This is a genomic window from Nautilia lithotrophica (assembly GCF_054656815.1).
Genome location: NZ_BAAHXN010000004.1, coordinates 49,214 through 69,470 on the forward strand (window position 1 = coordinate 49,214; position 20,257 = coordinate 69,470).

Consider the following 20,257-nt stretch of genomic DNA (forward strand, 5'->3'; position numbering starts at 1 on the left):
AATGATATCAAAATTAAAGCAATATTAAAAATTTGCTTATAATTTATCTTTGGTATAATACCGCCAAAAAAAGGCATATGTTTTGGCTAAAAATTTAATAATAGTGGAATCTCCGGCAAAAGCGAGAACGATAAAAAACTTTTTGGGAAAAGATTATGAAGTTGTTGCAAGTAAAGGGCATATAAGAGATTTGCCTAAAACGTCTTTTGGAATAAAAATAGAAGAAGATAAATTTATTCCGCAATACAGAGTAACAAGTGACCATCAGCCAATAGCCAAAGAATTAAAAGAAAAAGCAAAAAAAGCAAAAACCATCTATATTGCTACGGATGAAGACCGAGAAGGGGAAGCTATAGGTTATCATATAGCCCACGTAATAGGTAAAAAACCGGAAGATCTTCCAAGAATTGTTTTTCATGAAATTACGAAAACTGCTATAAAAAAAGCACTTGAAAACCCAAGGACTATCGATATCAACAGGGTAAACGCTCAGCAGGCAAGAAGACTTCTTGACAGAATAGTAGGATATAAACTTTCACCTCTTCTTAATAAAAAAATTCAAAAGGGTCTTAGTGCCGGAAGGGTTCAAAGTGCTGCCCTTAAACTTGTGGTTGACAGGGAAAGGGAAATTAGGGCGTTTAAACCTCAGGAATACTGGAGTATTGAAGGAATTTTTAAGAAAGTTGAAGGTTCTTTAGTAAAATATAACGGAAAAAAACTTGATAAATTTGACATTAAAACAAAAGATGAAGCCCAAAAAATAGTAAATGAATTAAAACCTCTCGAATATGTTGTAAGGGAAATTGAAACAAAAACCACAACCGTTAAATCCCCCGCACCTTTTATGACTTCAACACTTCAGCAGGTTGCCAGTAGCGAACTTGGGTTTAGCCCGAGAAAAACTATGCAGATCGCCCAGAAACTTTATGAAGGTGTAAAAACACCCGTAGGTGAGACGGGTATTATCACATATATGAGAACGGATAGTTTAAATATAGCAAAAGAGGCTCAAAGCGCGGCAATTGAATTTATAAAACAGCATATCGGCGAAGAGTATGCACAGCCAAAAACATATCAGACAAAATCTCAGGGTGCTCAGGAAGCGCACGAAGCGATAAGACCTGTTGACGTAAGACTTACCCCGGATGATTTAAAAAACTATCTAAAACCGGATGAGCTTAAACTTTATACTTTGATTTTTAACAGATTTCTTGCGTCCCAAATGAAAGACGCTAAATTTGAAACCCAAAATATTTACATCTCAAACGATAAAGGCGAATTTAAAATCAGCGGAAGAAAACTTGTATTCGACGGATTTTACAAAGTTTACGGAAAACCTAGTGCAAATACTTTGCTTCCGGAATTTAAAAAAGGCGAAACCCTAAAACCCGAAGAGATTAAAGCCACCCAGCATTTTACAAAGCCGCCTGAAAGATACACGGAAGCCAGTCTTATTAAAAAACTGGAATCGTTAGGTATAGGAAGACCTTCGACTTATGCGCCGACAATTACCCTTTTGCAAAACAGAAATTATGTAGAGGTAAAAGATAAAAAACTGCACCCGACAGAAATTGCATTCAGCGTAATAGAAACGCTTGAAAAACATTTTCCGGATATTGTGGATGCAAACTTTACGGCCAATATGGAAGAGATGCTTGATGAGGTAGCGGAAGCCAAAAAAGACTGGCAGGAGGTTTTAAAGGAATTTTACAATCCGTTTATGGAACTTGTAAATAAAGGATATAAAGAGATTCCTTCTCAAAAAATCGCTAAACCTATTGACGAAACATGCCCTTTATGCGGGGCACCGCTTGTTATCAGAAAAGGAAGGTTTGGTGAGTTTATAGCTTGCAGTGCATATCCGAAATGTAAATACACACGCCCTATTGAAGAGAAAGAAGAAAAAAAAGCCGATGTTAAATGTGACAAATGCGGTGCCGACATGATTATAAAAAGAGGAAAATCGGGAGAATTTCTTGCGTGCAGTAATTATCCGGAATGCAAGAATACTAAACCTTTAAATGAACCGGAGGTTTTAGAAGATGTGAAGTGTCCTGAGTGCGGCGGGGATATAGTAAAAAGAAAATCAAGAAGGGGCGAATTTTACGGATGCGCAAATTATCCTAAATGTAATTTTATATCAAAATACAGACCGGTTAATAAAAAGTGTCCTGAGTGTGGATATTTAATGGCAGAGAGAACATATAGAAAAAAAGATATATATGAATGTATTAAATGTAAACACAGAGTTGATAAAAATTAAAAGTGACAAATTAAGGATGAAATTTGAAAATAGGAATAATGTCCGATACACATAGAAAGGCCGGCAGAGCCAAAAAGGCCATTGATTTGCTTTTAAACGAAGGTGTTGAGTTTATTTTGCATGCTGGGGATATAGTGGAAGAGGAAGTTTTAGAATATCTTGAAGCATCAAAGATAAGATATGCTGCGGTTTTAGGAAACAATGATTTTCACCTTTATAAAGTAATTGATAAGTATAATCTAACTACAGAACCACATTATTTTAAACTTGCGGGTAAAACATGGAAACTGATGCATTATCCGAAATATATGTTTCCTTTGGATACGGATATAATCGTTTACGGACATACGCATGATGTTGACATTACATTTAATGGTAAAAATCTAATTTTAAACCCGGGTGAAGTGTGTGCAAGGGATCACGGATTTTCAACATGTATGACGCTTGATGTCAGTGAAGGAAAATATATAGTTACACTATTTTATAGAAAAATTAAAACAAGTGAATGGAAAACAAAGGTAAAAGAGTTTATCTTGCCAAAGGTTTAAAATGAAAAAAATATATCTCTGTGCCATAAGTAATATACGAAGCGGTGCGTGCAATGAAGACTGCAGATTTTGCACGCAAAGCGTTAAATGGGGTGCGGATATAAACAGATACAGACAAAAAGATCTAAAAACCATTGTAAACGAAGCTAAACTTGCCAAAAAAAACATGGCAGCGGGATTTTGTCTTGTAACAAGCGGCAAGGGACTTGATGGTAAAACGCTCGAGTATGTCTGCTCTGCGGCAAAAGCAGTCCTTAAAGAAGTCGATATATCTATTATAGCCTGTAACGGAACGGCTGATAAAGAGTCGTTAAAAGAACTTAAAAAAGCCGGTGTTAAAATATATAACCACAACCTTGAAACAAGCCGTGAATATTATCCCACAATCTGTTCTACCCATACTTGGGATGAGAGATTTCAGACATGTGAAAATATTAAATCGGTTGGACTTCAACTCTGTTGTGGGGGAATATTCGGAATGGGTGAAAGCGAAAAAGATATTGAAAGTTTTATAAATTCCTTAAAACAGCTAAAACCCAATGGAATTCCGCTGAATTTTTTTATCGAAAATGAAAAACTGCCTTTAAAAGCCACCCATAACAAAGAATTTGCTTTTACAATAGTAAAAAGATTTGCAAATGAATTTAAAGAAGCTATAATAATGTTGGCTGGCGGAAGGGAAATAGTGTTTGGCAATGAATGGACGGAGGCTTTAAAAGCCGGTGCCAATTCAATTGTAATAGGCGACTATTTAACGACAAAAGGTGAAAGACCGGACAGGGATTTAGAAAAATTAATTAAAGAAGGGTTTGAAATAGCCGATGAGTGCTGAATTACTTATTATATCTTTATCAATAATACTTTTAATATCGCCGTTTTTGAGTAATACGCTAAAACTACCAATATCCATGGTTGAAATTACACTTGGGGCAATATTCAGTGCGGTTGGTTTTATACATCATAATGAAATGTTTAATTTACTGGCTGAGGTTGGGTTTTTGTATTTGATGCTTTTGGCCGGAATGGAAGTTAATTTAAAAGATCTTTTTAAAATGGAAAAATCTCTTTTTAAAAAAGGAATTTTGTTTTTAATAATTTTAAATCTGGTTAGTATGCTTTTTGTTTTCGTATTTGGTTTTTCAAAAGTTTTTTTGGTTATTATGCCTCTTATATCCATTGGTCTTATGATTTCAATTCAGCAGGAAATTGGTAAAAAAGAGTGGCTTGATTTAGCCATTAAAATAGGTGTTTTGGGTGAACTTATATCAATTTTGATTTTAACGATTGTAAGTGGGTATTTTGAATTTGGATTTGGTAAAGAACTATTAATAAACATAGGAATATTATTTTTATTTTTAGGATTTTTAGCAATTGTGTTTTTTATGATGAGGGCTCTGTTTTGGTGGTTTCCAAAACTTAAACATTATCTTATGCCGGGTGTCGATAAATATCATCAGGATGTAAGGATTGCTATTAGTTTCTTTTTTATTATGATAGCGTTTTTAATGAAAATACATCTTGATGTAGTTCTTGGTGCGTTTGTGGTAGGGGTGTTTATTGCGACATTTTTTGAACATAACAAAGATTTGGAACATAAACTTGCTCCTTTTGGTTTTGGATTTTTAATTACCATATTTTTCGTTCATGTTGGAAGTTCCTTGAATTTATCGCTGATATCATTTAATATGATACGAGATTCATTGATGATTGTCGCAGTAATGATTGCAATTAGGATTTTAGCATCGGCCGTTTTTTATTTTACTTTGGGATTAAGAAAAACGATTCTTTTTGCACTTTCTCTTTCGATGCCGCTTACTTTATTGATTGCAACGGCGACTCTTGCACATCAGAATGGAACCATCAGCGATTATTGGTTTAATGTATTGGTTTTCACGGCCGTGCTTGAGGTTATTGTGGTAATGATAAGTGTAAAAATAATAGAAAGAAAAGTTCAGGTATAAAGGGTATAAAGCTCTTTTTCTTCAAATTCTACTCTTGATTTTAATGCTTTTCCGAGTTTTTGTAATTCTATTTTAAACTGATCTGTTTTAATTTTATTTACCGAATCAAATCGATTGATAAAATCTGCAATTGCTTTTGAAATTGATTTCATTTCTTCTTGTTTATTATTAATAAATTCTAAGATTTTTTCGTTATTTTTATATTTACTTTTCATATATGTGTAAAAATAATTGTCTTCGTATATGATATGTAGTCTATATTCATAATGAAACTTTTTAAGAATTTCTGGTATTTTGTCAAATTGTTCTTTATATAAATTTTTTTCAATTTTATGATAAAGCGAAAACAGATTTTGATGATCATGCTTAAGTTCTGTAATAAGTTTATCTTCAAAAGTATAAATTTTTTTAAGTTTAAGCAGTATGTTTTTAAACATTCCCATTATTAATCCTTTCCGGACTTTTCATATTTTAACGAATATCAAATTAAAATTGATTGATTTTGATCAATAAAAAAATAAGATATGTGATTTGATATAATTTCACCAAAAAGGATATTAATGGTAGTTACCAGATTTGCACCAAGTCCTACAGGATATCTTCATATAGGTGGATTAAGAACCGCTCTTTTTAACTGGCTTTGGGCTAAAAAAAACGAAGGTAAATTTAGATTAAGAATCGAAGATACGGATTTAAGCAGAAACAAACAAGAAGCTGTTGATGCGATATTAAAAGCATTTAACTGGACAGGTCTTCACTGGGATGAAGAGGTGGTTTTTCAAAGCGAGAGATTTGATATTTATAAAAAATATATAAACGAACTTTTAGAAAAAGGCATGGCTTATAAATGCTATCTTACAAAAGAAGAGCTTGAAAGCATAAGAGAAGCAAGAATGAAGGGCGAAGAACCCCCTATAGATATCAGAAAATATAGAAATTTTGAAGGTGAGCTTGATAAGCCTTATGTTATTAGATTTAAAGCACCGCTTGAAGGAAAAGTTGGATTCGAAGACGGGGTTAAAGGAAAAGCGGAAATTGACGCAAGCCAGGTTGATGATTTCGTAATCGCAAGAAGCGACGGGACTCCTACTTATAATTTCGTTGTGGTAATAGACGATCACGAAATGGGAATGACTGATATTATAAGAGGGGACGATCATTTTACTAATACCTTTAAACAGGTGCTTGTGTATAAAGCGTTTGGATGGGATGTGCCGAAATTTTACCACGTTCCTATGATTCACAACGAAAAAGGCTCTAAAATGAGCAAAAGGGACGGAGCCGTTGACGTTATGGAATACAAAAAAGAAGGTTATCTTCCAGAAGCGCTGCTAAATTTTCTTGTAAGACTTGGATGGAGTCACGGCGATCAGGAAATTTTCAGTATTGAAGAAATGATTAGACTATTTGATCCAAAATACATCAACAAAGCACCAAGCAGATACAATAAAGAAAAACTTGACTGGCTGAATCAGCACTATATTAAAAACTCACCTAATGAGAGAATAGAAAAACTTTTAAGAGATGATTTTGGTGTGGATATAATTGATCACGACAGAAAAGAGATTTTAATAGATGAACTTAAAGAAAGAGTTAAAACCCTTAAGGAAATGGCGGCTGAAATAAATAAAATCTTAACGCCACCTAGTGAATATAACGAAAAAGCCGTAAAAAAATTCTTAAAAGATGAGGTGATTGCAAATCTTAGGGAATTTTTAGTTTATTTAAATGATAAAAATCCTAAACTTCCACCAGAGTGGCATGATGTAATGGATGAGTTTTTACAACTTAAAGATATTAAACCAAAATTCCTTATGCCGCCGCTTCGTATAGCAATGGTAGGAGATACAAAAGGTATAGATCTTTCTGCACTTTTAAGTGTTCTTGGCAAAGACGAAGTTAAAAAAAGAATTTCTTCTCTTCTTGCAAAATACGAGGTTTTCTAAACCTCTTTTTTTAATAAATAAAAAATTGCGAGCATAATTAACGCATACACCATATCAAACCCCAAAATTGCAATAATCACACCCATTGAGACTACCGCGGCAAGTGTGGTTTTGCTTTTTAATATTTTAAATGCCGAAAGGGATACTAAGAAATAGATCAAAACAAATACCCCGTTTGAATATGTTATTAAAAAATCAATCTTAAATCTAAACATAAATTTTAAAACACTAATTGCTAAAATAATTCCCATGATTACGAAAAGAGCCTTTTTAAATCCGATATTCAAGGTCGTTGAAAGACGCGTTAGAGATGCTACGTATAAATTTAAAGCCATTATACATATAATAAACGCCACCACCGCCATAACTTTATCGGCGTAAGGCATTATGTGTGACGCTACACTTACAAGCGAGTGGAGGTTTTTGTCTTCACTTCCATAAGCGTTAAATACAAGCAACGAAAAAGTAACGGCCATATACATAAATGCTACTATTATTATTCCGATTACGACGGCTTTGAAAAAGTCGTTTTCGTTTTTAAATTCGTGTGAAATATGGCTCATGGCTTCAATTCCCACAAAGCACCAAAATATTATTCCGAGAGTTTTGATTATGTGAATTTTGTGGGAGGTAATGTAGTAATTTTGAAAAAAAGATATAGTAAAAAACGTTGAAATTATCGTAATTATTGTAATTGCTACGGCGATGTTTATGTTGGATGAGATTGTGAGACTCATCAGGTTTAAAATCAAAATAATTCCGCTCGCCAAAAGTATAAATTCAATCAGATATTCGCTCCCAAACGCACCCGCGAGGTATGAAGCGGCTGTGATAATTACAACCGGCGGGCCTATTGGGATGATTGAAAGGTATAGAAGTTTTGTGGCAAATCCCATTTTTTCACCGAAAGCTTCTTTTACAAACGTAGCACTCCCTCCGGCACTCGGGTACATAATCCCGAGTTTTCCGAATACAAACGCAACAGGCAGTATCATAAGGGCTAATACAAACCATAAAACAAGTGCGGCCCATCCGCTGTATGTCGCACTCAGAGCCGGAACAATAAACACGCCGCTTCCAAGAAGCGTAATTACGATAGTGGCTATACCTTGGATTAAATTCACAAAGAACCTTTTTTAAAATTATATCAATTTTCCATAAAGAAACAAATATTGTGATATAATTTCTTAAAAGAAACAAAAGGTTTGAAATGACATTAGGAGAGAAAATAAAATTCTTTAGAGAGAACAAAGGGCTTAATTTAAGTGAGCTTGCAAGCCGTGCGGGGGTTGCAAAGTCCACACTTTTTAAAATAGAGGAAAACAAAACCAATCCCACCATCAATACTATCTGGGCGATTGCCGAGGTTTTAGGGGTTCCGTTTGGAGAACTTGTGGGTGAAGGTGAAGTAAAGGGTGAAGGTGTCAGCGTTGTTTTAATAGAAAAAACGGATGAATTTGAAAGTTACAAAATGAACCTAAGAAGCGGGGCCGAATATATAGCAAAACCGCATTTTGCCGGGGCGGTTGAGAGAGTCTATGTTTTAAAGGGCGATGTGAAAGTCGGAAGCGTTGATAATATTCACCCTCTTCATGCAGGTGAGATATTGGAATTTGAAGCGGATAAAACGCATATTTATTCGGCTCTTACCCCTTCAATACTTATCGTTACGATTTATTATCTTAAATTTAAGTATTTTAAAGAAGATGTTTTTGTAGATGTGTTTGATAGGGAGGTTTATGAGAGGCTGAATTTTTATATTCAAAGTGGTGTAGAAATTATCAGGGTGATTGCAAAGCATGATAAATTCGACGCCCAAAACGTAGTAAAAAACGAACACGGGATTTTTATATACGGCGATATAAACGTTAAATTTGATGAACCTTTAAGTATCCGTGAGTATGAAAAAAGGGAAATTCTAAAAAATTTCAGCGAAGAGAATGTTTATGCGTGTTATTTGGCGCTTATAGGTGAGGTGGAAATGGCGAGAGAATTAATGGAAAATTGAGAATGTTTCAATGGAAAATGAAAAGGAATATTATAAATGAAAAATAAAGAAAAAAAAGGTCTTCTTGAAATGATAGGGGCTACTTTTATTTGGGGTAGCACCCCTTTAATGTCGATATATTCTGCCCTTCCGAGTGGGGTGTTTGTATTTTTTAGAGTTCTTTTCGCATTTCCTTTTATACTTTATTTTGCCGTGAAACGCACCGGAATTAAGGAGTTTTTAAAACTGCGTCCTTTTTGGCCTTTATTAATTAGCGGTATCGCACTTGGAGTGAACTGGGTGTTTTTCTTTTTGGCATTTAATTATACGGATGTGGCAACTGCGGTTACTATTTATTATGTGGGACCTATTATTTCTTTACTTCTTGCCGGAATGTTTTTAAAAGAGAAACTTAATAAATTCATAATAATCTCTTCTGTTTTTGCTTTTTTAGGAGTGATTATAAGTAATGGCGGGATAAGTTTAAGCAAAGGTGCCCTGCTGGCGTTTTTAGCAGCTGTTAGTTACGGAGCGTTGGGTTTTTTTTCGAAAATAGCCACAATGCATCATAGAGCTGCTGCCGTAACTGCATGGCAGATTCTGATTTCTATTTTTATAACCGCTCCTTTTTTATTTTTTAATGATTGGCAGTTAAGTTTACAAAGTATAATTATCGCTTTTATTACAGGGGTGGTTCATACGGCACTTGCTTTATTTTTATGGTATGACGCATTAAATTACATAAAAGTTTCACTTGCTTCTATTTTGCAGTATCTGGATATTGTGTTTGCTATGATTTTAGCATATCTGTTTTTGGGGCAGGTTCCTGATTTAAATCAGTTGATTGGGGCAGTTTTAATTTCACTTGCCGGAATGTTAAGCACATTGAAAGAAATCAAAAAATAAAATGTGCTATAATTAATCTTAAATTCACAAAAGGAGAAAGAGATGCTAAAAAAAATTTCAGCAATGCTGGTAACGGCGGGGGCTTTGTTTGCTTCAACAATGACTTTGGATATGAATTGCGTTTACGGACCTAACAATTTCCATACAAAAGGTGCCGAAACTTTTGCCAAACTTGTTGAAAAATATTCAAATGGAACTATTAGAATCAAGGTTCATGCAGGTAATTCTCTTGTTAAAGGCAATCCTTTAAAAGCGGTGAAAAATGCCGTTGTGCCTATTAGCGATATGTTTTTACCATTTACTTCAGGTGGCGGGAAAGTGTTTGGTATTTCAGCTCTTCCGTTTATCGCAAAATCTTATGACGATGCTTACAGATTATATGAACTTTCAAAACCCGCTTATGAAAAAGTGTGCAGAAAATGGAATCAAAAACTTCTGTATGCCGTAAGCTGGCCGCCAAGCGGTCTTTATACCAAATGGGAAGTTAAAAGCCTTAAAGACTTTAAAGGCATTAAAGCCAGAACGTATGATAAAAATTCAGCCAGATTTATTCAACTTGCAGGCGGTAGTGCCGTGGCGCTTCCATGGGCTGAGGTTTATTCTGCTCTGAGAACTGGGCTTGTAAATGCCGTGGTTACTTCTTCTGTATCAGGAAAAGACGGGAAATTTTGGGAAGTTTTGAGTCACTTTACAAAAATAAATTATGCATATCCACTTCAGGGAGTTACTATTAATCTTGATTATTGGAAAAGTCTAACACCGGCTCAGCAAAAAGCAATACTTAAAGCCGCAAAAGAAACAGAAGCGATGCAGTGGAAAGTATCTAAAGAAGAAGATACAAAAGCTTTGCGAACTCTTCAAGCACATGGAATGGTCGTAGAGGAAGCAACGCCAACACTAAAAAAAGAACTTGACCAAATAGCTGATAAAATGCTTAAAGATTATCTAAAAGATGCGCCAAAAGATGTTAAAGAGATATTTAAAAAATACAGACAATGAAAAAATTAGTAAAAATTTTTGAAAAGCTCTCAAACTTTGGGGCTTTTTTTTCTTCCATTGCTTTTATTTTATTAACAACCCTTATATTAATTGAAATTTTTTCTCGGGCAATTTTTAATCATTCTACGATGATTGCTGATGAATATAGTGGTTATTTCTATCTGGCTTATGTATTTTTGGGGTTAGGGTTTACATTTAAAGAAAACGGCCATATAAGAATAACCATTATTTATTCCAAAATGCCTAAAAATATAAGAAAAATTATGGATTTGTTTGCAGGAATTATCGCATTGGCGGTAGTAGGATTTATATTTTATCGTTCTATTATTTTATGCTGGGAATCTTATAGCTATGAAATGGTAAGCGAAGGGGTTAGCGAAACGCCTTTATATCTTACTCAAATTCCGATGGTGGTTGGGCTTTTTATATTTTTACTTGCTATTGTGGGATTTTTAATAAAGGTTGTAAATGATAAGTGATCCTCTTTTATTAACCGCTGTTTTAGTTGTTGTAATGTTTTTCTTTTTACTTATGGGGGTATGGATTGCGATTTCTCTTATTGTAACCGGAATAGTGGGAATGCTGATTTTCAAAGTTAATCTGCCACCTATTATCAGCATTTGGGATAAAATAGGCTCTCTTCTTGCAAGTTCGATGTATGACACTCTAAATTCCTGGTCTTTGGCGGCCCTTCCGATGTTTATTTTTATGGGTGAGCTTTTGTTTAGAAGTGATATTTCCACCAAGCTTTTTAACGGACTGATTCCATGGTTTAATAAAATCCCGGGAAAACTTCTTCATATAAACGTGGCGGCATCGTCATTATTTGCCGCAGTTTCCGGCTCATCTGCAGCTACAACGGCAACTGTTGGAAAAATTACATTGGAAGAGCTTAAAAAAAGAGGTTACGATAAAAAACTGGCTATCGGTTCGCTTGCCGGAAGCGGGACTCTTGGGTTTTTGATACCGCCAAGTCTTATTATGATTATTTATGGTGTTTTGGCGGACGTATCTATTGGTAAACTTTTTATTGGTGGAATTTTACCGGGACTTCTTTTGGCAGGTGCGTATTCTATGTATATAATTATAATATCAAAAGTCAGAAAAAACGTTACTCCCAAAACAGAAAAAGAGTATAGCTGGGGTGAAAGAATTAGAGCCGTTAAGGAATTAATCCCGGTATTTTTACTTGTGGCTTTGGTGCTTGGAAGCATATACGCAGGTTTTGCCACTCCTACAGAAGCTGCGGCTTTGGGGGTGCTTGGCAGTATTGTCCTATCTATCTATTTTAAAACATTGACATGGGAAGTCTTTAAGGTTTCAATGCTGAATTCTATAAAAACGACCGTTATGATAAGTTTTATAATCGCGGGTGCTGGATTTCTTTCGCAGGTAGTTGAGTTTTTGGGGATTGCAAGGGCTGTAAGTGAGTGGATAGCTTCAATGCATTTAAGTCCTTATATGCTTATTTTGGTAATTGGCATTATGTATATAATTTTGGGGATGATACTGGATGGAATTTCCATTGTGGTTATGACTCTTCCGATTGTGCTTCCGATTGTAATACATGCGGGGTTTGATCCTTTATGGTTTGGGATATTTCTGGTTCTTATGGTGGAACTTTCTCAAATAACGCCGCCTGTTGGGTTTTCGCTTTTTGTAATACAAGGGATTTCGGGTGAAAAAATCGATTATATTCTTAAAGCAACGTTTCCTTTTTTTGTTATAATGATTTTAATAGTGGTAATTATTACATTGTTTCCTGAAATTGCACTATATCTGCCAAGGACAATGATAAAATGATTAAATTAAACGCTGATTTGGGTGAAAGTTTCGGAAATTACAGACTTGGAATGGATGAAAAAATTATGCCGCTTATTGACATGGCAAATATTGCATGCGGGTTTCATGCGGGAGATCCTATTATAATGGATAAAACCGTTCTTTTGGCCAAAAACGATAATGTGGAAATAGGGGCACACCCGGGATATCCTGATCTTTTGGGATTTGGAAGAAGAAGTATGAAATGCAGTGGCTTAGAGATTGAAGATTACATTATTTATCAAGTGGGTGCTCTTGATGCATTTTGCAAAAAACACGAAACGGATATTAAATACATAAAGCCCCATGGTGCTCTTTATAACGATATGATGGGGGATGCGGAAGTGTTTAGGGCTGTATTGAACGCGGCAAGTGTGCTAAATCTTCCAGTTATGATTCTTAGCAGTTCTAAAAACGAAGAATATGAAAATATTGCTGATGAGTTCGGGGTTAAACTGATATATGAAGTGTTTGCAGACAGAAACTATACGGATGACGGGTTTTTGGTGCCAAGAAGCAGACAAAATGCCGTAATTAGTAATAAAAATGAAATTCTTGAGAGGGTTTTGATGTTTAAAGAGGGGTATATTTTAAGCGAAAACAAAAAGGTTTTGAATCTAAAGGTAGATACTATCTGTGTGCATGGGGATAATGAAAAGGCTCTTGAGATAATCAAAGCCATAAGAGAAATCTTATGAAGTTTAAAGTAGCGGGGGTTGATAGTTTAATAATTGAATTTGGTAATGTGATCTCACCTGAAATCCACAGACTCGTTATGAAAAATTATGAAATATTAAAACCTCACTTTTTAGAAGTTACCCCCTCATATACTACTATTTTGGTCAAATACGGAATAGACAGAACATATGATGATGCACTTGAGGGTATAAAAAATATGCTTGTTGAAGACATAGAAGAATTGGAAGAAACCTCGGAAGTGATTGTAATCCCTGCATTTTACGATGAAAGTGTCGGGTATGATTTAAAAAGGGTGGCCGAATATCACAAAATAAGCATTACAGAGGTAATAAAAAGGCATTCTGTAAAAATATACGACGTTTACGCGATAGGATTTTTGCCGGGCTTTGCGTATATGGGGATTGTGGATATTCCGACTCCCAGAATTCCTCCAAGAAGTGAAGTGGCTAAAGGCTCTATCGGAATAGCCGGTGAGCAGACGGGTGTTTATCCTATGAAAAGTCCGGGAGGCTGGAATATAATAGCAAGAACTTATAAAGAGATGTTCAGTGAAAAGATTGACGGGTTTTCACTTCTTAAAGTTGGTCAAAAAGTTAAATTTGAGCCAATAACAAGGGCTGAATTTATCAACAGAGGCGGCGAAATTGATTAAGGTGATAAAAAGCGGTTTTTTAAGCACATTTCAGGATATGGGAAGGGCGGGATATACCGATATAGGGCTTACTCACAGCGGGGTGATGGACGAGTTTTCATATCTTTTGGCAAATGCTCTTTTAGGTGATAAGGAAAAGGCATGTGTTGAAATTACGTTTGGTAATTTTGAGTTTGAGGTAATGAGGGATTTTTCTGCCGCCGTTTGCGCAATTGACGGGGAAGTTGAGATTAATTCTCAAAAATATAAAATAAACAGAACCTTTAAACTGAAAAAAGGCGACATTGTAAAAATAAAACCTTTAAAAAAAGGGAATTTTGCATATTTGTGTGTAAAAAACGGCTTTAATGCGCCAAAAAAATACGGAAGCTGCAGCGTGAGCATAAGAGAAAAGATATTAGAGCCTATAAAAGAGGGTGATGTATTAAAACTTAAAAATCCGCAAACTATTCCCAACAGATATGCAAAAATTTCTTTTAACATTCCTGAAAATTTAGAACTTAGAATTATATTTGGACATCAAAAAGAGCTTTTCGACACGGCCGAATTTTTAAATAAAGAGTTCCAGTTAAAATCAATCAACCGCCAAGGAGCGGTTTTAAAAGGTGAGGTTAATCCTAAAAAAGGTGACATCATTTCAGAAGGTATAAGTTTCGGAAGCGTTCAGGTTCCTTCAAGCGGTGATCCTATAGTGCTTTTAAAAGAACATCAGACAATCGGGGGATATCCTAAAATCGGAAACGTTTTACCGCTTGATTGTTTTAGATTGTCTCAGTTTAGAAGAGGAAAAATTAAATTTAAAGAAATTTCACTTGAAGATGCCAAAAAGGAAATGATTGAGTTTTATTCTTTTTTTAAAAAACTAAGGTTTTCTTTTATAGAAATGTATCATTAAAATACAGGAACATAAGTTTCTTCTTTAGGCGGTGGCGATTGCGTTGTGAAAAGCTCTTTATGCCCGTTTATTTCGTATGTTTTTACACCTTTTGGCACTTTGAATTTTCTAATAAGTTCCGGATGAATTTGAAGTAGATGTTTATAAAAGTATGCAAATGCCGGTGCCGAAACCCTACCACCCGACATTCTTTTTCCAAGTGAGCTTGAATCGTCGTTTCCAAACCACACAAGCGTTTCACTGTTTGGCGTAAATCCACAAAACCATGCATCCCTGAAATCGTTTGTCGTTCCTGTTTTACCGGCTATTTCGATTCCTTTTACTTTGGCGTTTCTACCAGTTCCTTTTTTTACAACATCCTGAAGTATGTTGACGATTAAATACGCCTGATAATCGGGTTCAATGTATTCGTGTTTTGGCTCAATGGTAATAGTAATGTTTTCTTTTGGTATAGTTATTTTTTTAACTATATGAACTTTACTTTTTATTCCGTAATTGCTGAATATCGTATAAAGCTCACTGAATTTCCACATACTCTCACCCACACTTCCAAGGGCGATGCTTAAGTTGTTTGGAAGTTTGTCAAACCCGAAGTTATACATTTCCTTTATAACGGTGTCAAGTCCCATTGAAAGAACAAGGTTTATGGTGGCTAAGTTTCTGGAATGCACCAGAGCTTCTCTTAATGTTATAAGTCCTAAAGTGTTTTTTTCGTAGTTTTTAGGCTTCCAGTATTTGTCTTCTTCTGGGGTATCGCTTGGAATTTTAAAAGTTCTGCTAATATCCGGAATAAGACTTGCAGGGTTGTAGCCGATATTAAGGGCAATTTGGTATATAAATGGTTTAATTGCACTTCCCACGCTTCTTCTTGACTGGACTGCACGGTTGAATTTGCTTTTTTTATAATCCGCACCACCAACAATTGCCAATACTTCACCTGTTTGTTGGTTAATGTTAATCATTGCTCCATTAAGTATGCTCTCATTAAGATCAGGATTTAGTTTCAAAACCCTTTGTTTGTTCCATTTAATTGTTTTTTGTGCAATTTTTTGGGTTGGCAAATCAATTGTCATATATATGTTATAACCTCTGGTAAACAGGTCTTTGTATTTTGGAAGCAGTCTCATAATGGCCGTATCGACTGCATAAGGTGCTTGATTTTCAATCATTTTTTTATAGACTATGGGACGCTCTAAAATTGCTTGTTTGTATTCCGAAGGCGAAATCCATCCTAAAAGATACATCCTTTTTATAATTCTGTCGGCCCTTTTGATATTTAAATCATAATTTTTGGTAGGGTCATAAAGTGAAGGACCTTTAGGAAGCGCTATAAGCATAGCTATTTCTTTTAAATTTAGATCTTTTAGGTTTTTGTGAAAATATCCGTATGCGGCGGTTGCAACGCCATAATATCCGTGACCAAAATATATCTGGTTTAAGTATCTTTCGAGAATTTCCTCTTTTGTGAGAAAATGTTCAACTTTCATAGAAATTATCATCTCTTTGAGTTTTCTCTCAATAGTTTTTTTGCGGTTTAGATATATGTTTCTTACAAGCTGTTGTGTAATCGTAGAAGCGCCTTCAACCTTCTTTCCGGCTTTTATATCTTTTATTAAAGCCCTTAAAATTGCATTAAAATTTATTCCTTCATGTTCGAAAAAAGAAGTGTCTTCCGTAGCGATAAGCGTTTCGATTAAACGACCCGGAATGTCATCGTATTTTACGTAGAATCTGTTTTCTTTTTTATATTTTACGGCTATTAATTTTCCGTTTCTGTCGTAGAATCTCGCACTTAAAGGAGGATTGTAATATATAATTTTTTCACTTGCAAAACGGGTAGAATTATATAAATATATAAAATAACCAAATATTCCTAATGTAATCAAAAACCCTATAATTAGAAAAAAAGTAAATATTTTTTTAAACAAATTGTCCCTTTAAAAAATCTATCGTTTCAGAAATTATATCAATTTCGACATTAACCCGTCCAATCAGCCTGAATATGGGTGATTTTACCGTAGGAGGCCGTATGGCCCCTATTAGTATGTTGCGGTTAAATAATTGCTTTTGCTTTAAAAGGAGTGCTTTATTGTCTTGGGCGGGCAGAATTTTAATTAATGAATCTGAATTTAAGATTAATTTTCTCTTATTTATTTCATTTTTATAGAAATTTCTATTTTTTTCCATTTCTTCAAGGGCGTAATATGCCAATAGTGCATCAACTGGACTGAGAGCCGTGGTGTAAATTACGCTTTTGGCCCTGTTTAGAAGATATGAAATAATTTCCTCATTGGCTAAAATGTATGCCCCATAGCTTCCAAGCGCCTTTCCGAGTGTTCCCATTTTGATCGTTTTTGATGGGTTTAAGCTGTATTCGTCCGTAATACCCATAAGATTCTTACCAAGAACACCCACGCTGTGCGCTTCATCGATTATAAGCGTTCCGATTTTCTGGGCGTAATCGGTTATATTTTTATCAACTTTGTCCCCTGCCATTGAATATACGCCTTCAACGGCTGTGAATACACGCTTGTATGATTTATAATCTTTTGATTTTTCTATTAGATCTTTTATGTCGTTGTGTTTAAAAAACCTAACTTCAGCACCCGTTAGTTTGCTTCCGACTATGCCGCTTGCGTGGTATTCTTCGTCCACTAAAAAAAGATCCCCTTTTCTTCCGAGTTCAAACAGAGCCATATTCGCCAAAAAACCGCTGCCAATCACCAAAGCCTCTTCAAATCCGTTTAGGGCTTTTAATTTTTCTTCAAGAAGTTTGTGTGCCGTGTGGTATCCGTTTACGAGCATGGAGGCTTTTGCGCCGTGAGAATTAAATTCCATTGCATGTGAAAAAGCTTTTTTTCGAATGTTTTCGTTTTCAGAAAGTCCCAAATAGTCGTTACTTGCTAGGTCTATGATATTTTGAGGATATATTTTTCTTTCTCGAAGTCTGTTTTTTTTCTTTAAAACTTCCAATTCTTTCTTATACATTATTGTTTTGAGACCTTTTTTGTTAAAATTTTATCAAAAAAGGCCTTTTATGGATATAAGAAAAAAGTTTTTGGAATTTTTTGAAAGCAAAGGGCACAAGGTTTACCCTTCAGCGCCCCTTGTTCCGGATGATCCGACACTTTTGTTTACAAATGCCGGGATGGTTCCTTTTAAGCCTATTTTCACAGGTGAAAAACCGGCACCAGAGCCACCAAGAGCGTGTTCGTCACAGCTTTGTATGAGAGCTGGCGGAAAACACAACGACCTTGAAAATGTGGGATATACCAACAGACACCATACTCTTTTTGAAATGCTCGGAAACTTCAGTTTCGGGGATTATTTTAAAGAAGAAGCTATAGCTTATGCGTGGGAGTTCGTAACCGAAGTGCTTGAACTGCCAAAAGAGAAGTTATGGATTACGATTCATGAAAGCGATGATGAAGCGGGCAAAATCTGGGAAAAATATGTTCCTAAAGATAGAATCGTAAAAATGGGAGATAAAGACAATTTTTGGCAGATGGGTGATACGGGGCCATGCGGACCATGCAGTGAGATACATTTCGACCAGGGTGCGGATAAGTTTAATTCCCCTGAAGATTATTTAGGGGGAGACGGAGACAGATTCCTTGAAATTTGGAACCTTGTATTTATGCAGTATAACAGGGATGAGAGCGGTAAACTGACTCCTCTTCCTAAACCGAGTATCGATACGGGAATGGGGCTTGAGAGAATTACGGCTATTAAAGAGGGTGTAACGAGCAACTACGACAGCTCAATTTTCAGACCATTACTTGAAAAAATTGTAGAGATTACAGGAAAAGAATACCATACGGACAAAAGAGGTGCGAGCCACAGAGTAATTGCCGACCATATCAGGGCTGTTACGTTCCTTACAGCCCAAGGTGTGCAGTTTAGCAGGGAAGGTAGAGGATACGTTCTTAGAAGAATTTTAAGAAGAGGTGTTAGGCACGGATATCTTTTAGGGATGAGAGAACCTTTTATGTATAAAATCGTAGATACTTTAGCTGAACAGATGGGAGAGCAGTATCCTTATCTTCTTGAAAAGAAAGAATCGGTAAAAGATACTATAAAACTTGAAGAAGAGAGATTTTTCGAAACGATTGACAAAGGAATGCAGCTTTTCGAAGAAGAGCTTAAAAAAACAACAGGCGATACATTCAGCGGCGAGGTTGCGTTTAAACTTTACGACACATACGGCTTCCCGCTTGATTTAACTCAGGATATGCTAAGAGAAGTAAACAAACAGGTTGATATGAAAACGTTTAACGCACTTATGCAGGAACAAAAAGACAGAGCCCGTGCAAACTGGAAAGGAAGCGGGGATATTAAAATTAACCTAAAAGACCTTGAAAAAGTGGAAAACAACAAATTCGTAGGATATGAGCATACGGAGTATAAAACCAAAGTAAAAGCCCTTTTTGATGAGAATATGAATATGGTTGATTCTCTTAGCGGCAGCGGATGGGTTATGCTTGAAGAGACTCCTTTTTACGCAGAAAGCGGTGGACAGGTAGGAGACAAAGGAGAGCTTGTTAAAGGCGATAAGGTAGTTGCAAAAGTTGTAGATACCAAGAAATTTGACGATAGAAACTTAAGTAAAGTAGTTGAAGCAGAGCTTAAAACAGGCGATGAAGTGGTGGCTAAGGTTGATGAGAGCAGAAGCGAAATTGCCAAAAACCATACGGCTACGCATCTTCTTCACGCGGCACTTAGAAAAGTGCTTGGTGAACATGTGACACAGGCAGGTTCTTTAGTTGAGGCAAACAGACTGAGATTTGACTTTACGCATCCAAAAGCTCTCACAAAAGAGGAACTTGATGCGATAGAAGAGATGGTAAACAGAGTCATCGCCAAATCTATTCCGGCTGAAGTTAAGGAAATGAGCATTGATGAAGCTAAAAAAATGGGTGCCATGGCGCTTTTTGGAGAAAAATACGGAGATGTTGTAAGGGTTGTAAAATTTGGTGATTTCAGTATTGAGCTTTGCGGTGGAACCCATGTAAACAATACGGCTGAAGTTAACAGCTTTTATATTATTAAAGAAAGCGGTGTAAGTGCCGGGGTTAGAAGAATTGAAGCCGTTGCAGGATTTGGTGCGTATAAATACGCTAAAAATTATAGGGATTTAGTTGAGGAAATTAAAGCTGAAAACAAAGCAAAAGATCTAAAAGCGTTTGTGGAAAAACAAAAAGAAGAGATTAAAAAACTAAAAACTGAAATCAAAGAGCTTGAAAAAGCGGCGGTTAAAGAGATTAAACCGGTAAATAAAGACGGCATCAACTACGTAATCGAGAGAATAGACAACGCAAATCTTAGAGAAATCGCAACGGACCTTAAAGGAAAAGTTGATAATCTTGTAGCATTTTTAGCGGGTGAAAATAAAGGTAAAGTTACACTTGTAGCCGTATCTACAATTGATAGTGTTAAAGCAGGAGATCTTATTAAAAATTACGCCCCAATAGTTGGCGGAAAAGGTGGAGGAAAACCTGATTTCGCACAGGGTGGGGGAAAAGATGTAAATAAAATAGATGATATGTTAAAAAAAGTTAAAGAGGATTTTAATATATAAAT

18 protein-coding genes are annotated in these 20,257 nt (G+C 35.6%); 14 read left to right on the forward strand and 4 right to left on the reverse strand.

Annotated features, from left to right (window positions below; genetic code table 11):
- Nucleotides 1-82: 82 nt before the first annotated feature.
- From topA to ACYQ19_RS08410, 4 genes are read left to right on the forward strand one after another with little or no spacing between them, the layout of a single operon-like run.
- Nucleotides 83-2,263 carry a type I DNA topoisomerase gene (topA, locus tag ACYQ19_RS08395; RefSeq protein ID WP_459978976.1) on the forward strand — a complete coding sequence of 727 codons (2,181 nt, stop codon included), beginning with the start codon at nucleotides 83-85 and terminating at the stop codon, nucleotides 2,261-2,263.
- A gap of 23 nt (nucleotides 2,264-2,286) precedes the next feature.
- Entirely contained in the window at nucleotides 2,287-2,811 is a 525-nt protein-coding gene (locus ACYQ19_RS08400) for a YfcE family phosphodiesterase (RefSeq protein WP_459978977.1), read from the forward strand.
- A 1-nt stretch (nucleotide 2,812) separates the two neighbouring features.
- The gene (locus ACYQ19_RS08405) at nucleotides 2,813-3,643 is read left to right on the forward strand and encodes a biotin synthase (protein ID WP_459978978.1); all 831 of its coding nucleotides are present in this window, start codon (nucleotides 2,813-2,815) and stop codon (nucleotides 3,641-3,643) included.
- Nucleotides 3,633-4,772: a cation:proton antiporter gene (locus ACYQ19_RS08410; protein WP_459978979.1), complete on the forward strand. Its 1,140-nt coding sequence runs from the start codon at nucleotides 3,633-3,635 to the stop codon at nucleotides 4,770-4,772. Before ACYQ19_RS08405 ends, ACYQ19_RS08410 begins: the two co-directional genes overlap by 11 nt.
- On the opposite strand, the gene ACYQ19_RS08415 is transcribed toward ACYQ19_RS08410, so the two are convergent.
- Complete coding sequence (locus ACYQ19_RS08415) at nucleotides 4,763-5,215, reverse strand: hemerythrin domain-containing protein (protein ID WP_459978980.1); 453 nt, start codon at nucleotides 5,213-5,215, stop codon at nucleotides 4,763-4,765. The two genes, ACYQ19_RS08410 and ACYQ19_RS08415, sit on opposite strands and share 10 nt — an antisense overlap.
- Before the next feature lie 117 nt (nucleotides 5,216-5,332).
- On the opposite strand from ACYQ19_RS08415, the gene gltX reads away from it, so the two are divergent.
- The gene (gene gltX, locus ACYQ19_RS08420) at nucleotides 5,333-6,718 is read left to right on the forward strand and encodes a glutamate--tRNA ligase (RefSeq protein WP_459978981.1); all 1,386 of its coding nucleotides are present in this window, start codon (nucleotides 5,333-5,335) and stop codon (nucleotides 6,716-6,718) included.
- Here gltX and ACYQ19_RS08425 read toward each other — a convergent pair.
- Nucleotides 6,715-7,842: an amino acid permease gene (locus ACYQ19_RS08425; protein WP_459978982.1), complete on the reverse strand. Its 1,128-nt coding sequence runs from the start codon at nucleotides 7,840-7,842 to the stop codon at nucleotides 6,715-6,717. The genes gltX and ACYQ19_RS08425 overlap by 4 nt on opposite strands.
- Nucleotides 7,843-7,928: 86 nt before the next feature.
- Here ACYQ19_RS08425 and ACYQ19_RS08430 point away from each other — a divergent pair, with 86 nt between their 5' ends.
- The 8 genes from ACYQ19_RS08430 to ACYQ19_RS08465 are packed head-to-tail and all read left to right on the forward strand — an operon-like array spanning nucleotide 7,929 to nucleotide 14,677.
- On the forward strand, nucleotides 7,929-8,726 hold the full coding sequence (locus ACYQ19_RS08430; protein ID WP_459978983.1) for a helix-turn-helix domain-containing protein: 798 nt from the start codon (nucleotides 7,929-7,931) through the stop codon (nucleotides 8,724-8,726).
- Between the two features lie 36 nt (nucleotides 8,727-8,762).
- Nucleotides 8,763-9,611 (forward strand): DMT family transporter, encoded by an 849-nt coding sequence (locus ACYQ19_RS08435; RefSeq protein WP_459978984.1) that lies wholly within the window; start codon nucleotides 8,763-8,765, stop codon nucleotides 9,609-9,611.
- A gap of 42 nt (nucleotides 9,612-9,653) precedes the next feature.
- On the forward strand, nucleotides 9,654-10,610 hold the full coding sequence (locus tag ACYQ19_RS08440; RefSeq protein WP_459978985.1) for a TRAP transporter substrate-binding protein: 957 nt from the start codon (nucleotides 9,654-9,656) through the stop codon (nucleotides 10,608-10,610).
- Nucleotides 10,607-11,089: a TRAP transporter small permease subunit gene (locus tag ACYQ19_RS08445; protein ID WP_459978986.1), complete on the forward strand. Its 483-nt coding sequence runs from the start codon at nucleotides 10,607-10,609 to the stop codon at nucleotides 11,087-11,089. Before ACYQ19_RS08440 ends, ACYQ19_RS08445 begins: the two co-directional genes overlap by 4 nt.
- Nucleotides 11,079-12,413 carry a TRAP transporter large permease gene (locus tag ACYQ19_RS08450; RefSeq protein WP_459978987.1) on the forward strand — a complete coding sequence of 445 codons (1,335 nt, stop codon included), beginning with the start codon at nucleotides 11,079-11,081 and terminating at the stop codon, nucleotides 12,411-12,413. The genes ACYQ19_RS08445 and ACYQ19_RS08450 overlap by 11 nt, the downstream gene beginning before the upstream one ends.
- A complete protein-coding gene (locus ACYQ19_RS08455) occupies nucleotides 12,410-13,129 on the forward strand; it encodes a 5-oxoprolinase subunit PxpA (RefSeq protein WP_459978988.1) in 720 nt (239 codons plus the stop codon). The genes ACYQ19_RS08450 and ACYQ19_RS08455 overlap by 4 nt, the downstream gene beginning before the upstream one ends.
- Complete coding sequence (locus ACYQ19_RS08460; RefSeq protein WP_459978989.1) at nucleotides 13,126-13,782, forward strand: 5-oxoprolinase subunit B family protein; 657 nt, start codon at nucleotides 13,126-13,128, stop codon at nucleotides 13,780-13,782. The genes ACYQ19_RS08455 and ACYQ19_RS08460 overlap by 4 nt, the downstream gene beginning before the upstream one ends.
- 1 nt (nucleotide 13,783) lies before the next feature.
- Nucleotides 13,784-14,677 carry a 5-oxoprolinase subunit C family protein gene (locus tag ACYQ19_RS08465; protein ID WP_459979021.1) on the forward strand — a complete coding sequence of 298 codons (894 nt, stop codon included), beginning with the start codon at nucleotides 13,784-13,786 and terminating at the stop codon, nucleotides 14,675-14,677.
- On the opposite strand, the gene ACYQ19_RS08470 is transcribed toward ACYQ19_RS08465, so the two are convergent.
- Both ACYQ19_RS08470 and ACYQ19_RS08475 read right to left on the reverse strand, forming a co-directional pair.
- On the reverse strand, nucleotides 14,674-16,605 hold the full coding sequence (locus ACYQ19_RS08470; RefSeq protein WP_459978990.1) for a transglycosylase domain-containing protein: 1,932 nt from the start codon (nucleotides 16,603-16,605) through the stop codon (nucleotides 14,674-14,676). The genes ACYQ19_RS08465 and ACYQ19_RS08470 overlap by 4 nt on opposite strands.
- Nucleotides 16,598-17,665, reverse strand: a complete 1,068-nt coding sequence (locus ACYQ19_RS08475) for an aminotransferase class I/II-fold pyridoxal phosphate-dependent enzyme (protein WP_459978991.1) — start codon at nucleotides 17,663-17,665, stop codon at nucleotides 16,598-16,600. The genes ACYQ19_RS08470 and ACYQ19_RS08475 overlap by 8 nt, the downstream gene beginning before the upstream one ends.
- Before the next feature lie 49 nt (nucleotides 17,666-17,714).
- On the opposite strand from ACYQ19_RS08475, the gene alaS reads away from it, so the two are divergent.
- Entirely contained in the window at nucleotides 17,715-20,255 is a 2,541-nt protein-coding gene (gene alaS, locus ACYQ19_RS08480) for an alanine--tRNA ligase (protein WP_459978992.1), read from the forward strand.
- Nucleotides 20,256-20,257 lie beyond the last annotated feature (2 nt).

What these genes read in the sequence shown, in the direction of transcription:
- ACYQ19_RS08415 (WP_459978980.1), bottom strand. Translation starts at nt 5,215, where the DNA reads ATGGGAATGTTTAAAAACATACTGCTTAAACTTAAAAAAATTTATACT.
- alaS (WP_459978992.1), top strand. Translation starts at nt 17,715, where the DNA reads ATGGATATAAGAAAAAAGTTTTTGGAATTTTTTGAAAGCAAAGGGCAC.
- ACYQ19_RS08475 (WP_459978991.1), bottom strand. Translation starts at nt 17,665, where the DNA reads ATGTATAAGAAAGAATTGGAAGTTTTAAAGAAAAAAAACAGACTTCGA.
- ACYQ19_RS08435 (WP_459978984.1), top strand. Translation starts at nt 8,763, where the DNA reads ATGAAAAATAAAGAAAAAAAAGGTCTTCTTGAAATGATAGGGGCTACT.
- ACYQ19_RS08410 (WP_459978979.1), top strand. Translation starts at nt 3,633, where the DNA reads ATGAGTGCTGAATTACTTATTATATCTTTATCAATAATACTTTTAATA.
- ACYQ19_RS08440 (WP_459978985.1), top strand. Translation starts at nt 9,654, where the DNA reads ATGCTAAAAAAAATTTCAGCAATGCTGGTAACGGCGGGGGCTTTGTTT.
- gltX (WP_459978981.1), top strand. Translation starts at nt 5,333, where the DNA reads ATGGTAGTTACCAGATTTGCACCAAGTCCTACAGGATATCTTCATATA.
- ACYQ19_RS08405 (WP_459978978.1), top strand. Translation starts at nt 2,813, where the DNA reads ATGAAAAAAATATATCTCTGTGCCATAAGTAATATACGAAGCGGTGCG.
- ACYQ19_RS08430 (WP_459978983.1), top strand. Translation starts at nt 7,929, where the DNA reads ATGACATTAGGAGAGAAAATAAAATTCTTTAGAGAGAACAAAGGGCTT.
- ACYQ19_RS08445 (WP_459978986.1), top strand. Translation starts at nt 10,607, where the DNA reads ATGAAAAAATTAGTAAAAATTTTTGAAAAGCTCTCAAACTTTGGGGCT.
- ACYQ19_RS08455 (WP_459978988.1), top strand. Translation starts at nt 12,410, where the DNA reads ATGATTAAATTAAACGCTGATTTGGGTGAAAGTTTCGGAAATTACAGA.
- ACYQ19_RS08460 (WP_459978989.1), top strand. Translation starts at nt 13,126, where the DNA reads ATGAAGTTTAAAGTAGCGGGGGTTGATAGTTTAATAATTGAATTTGGT.
- ACYQ19_RS08450 (WP_459978987.1), top strand. Translation starts at nt 11,079, where the DNA reads ATGATAAGTGATCCTCTTTTATTAACCGCTGTTTTAGTTGTTGTAATG.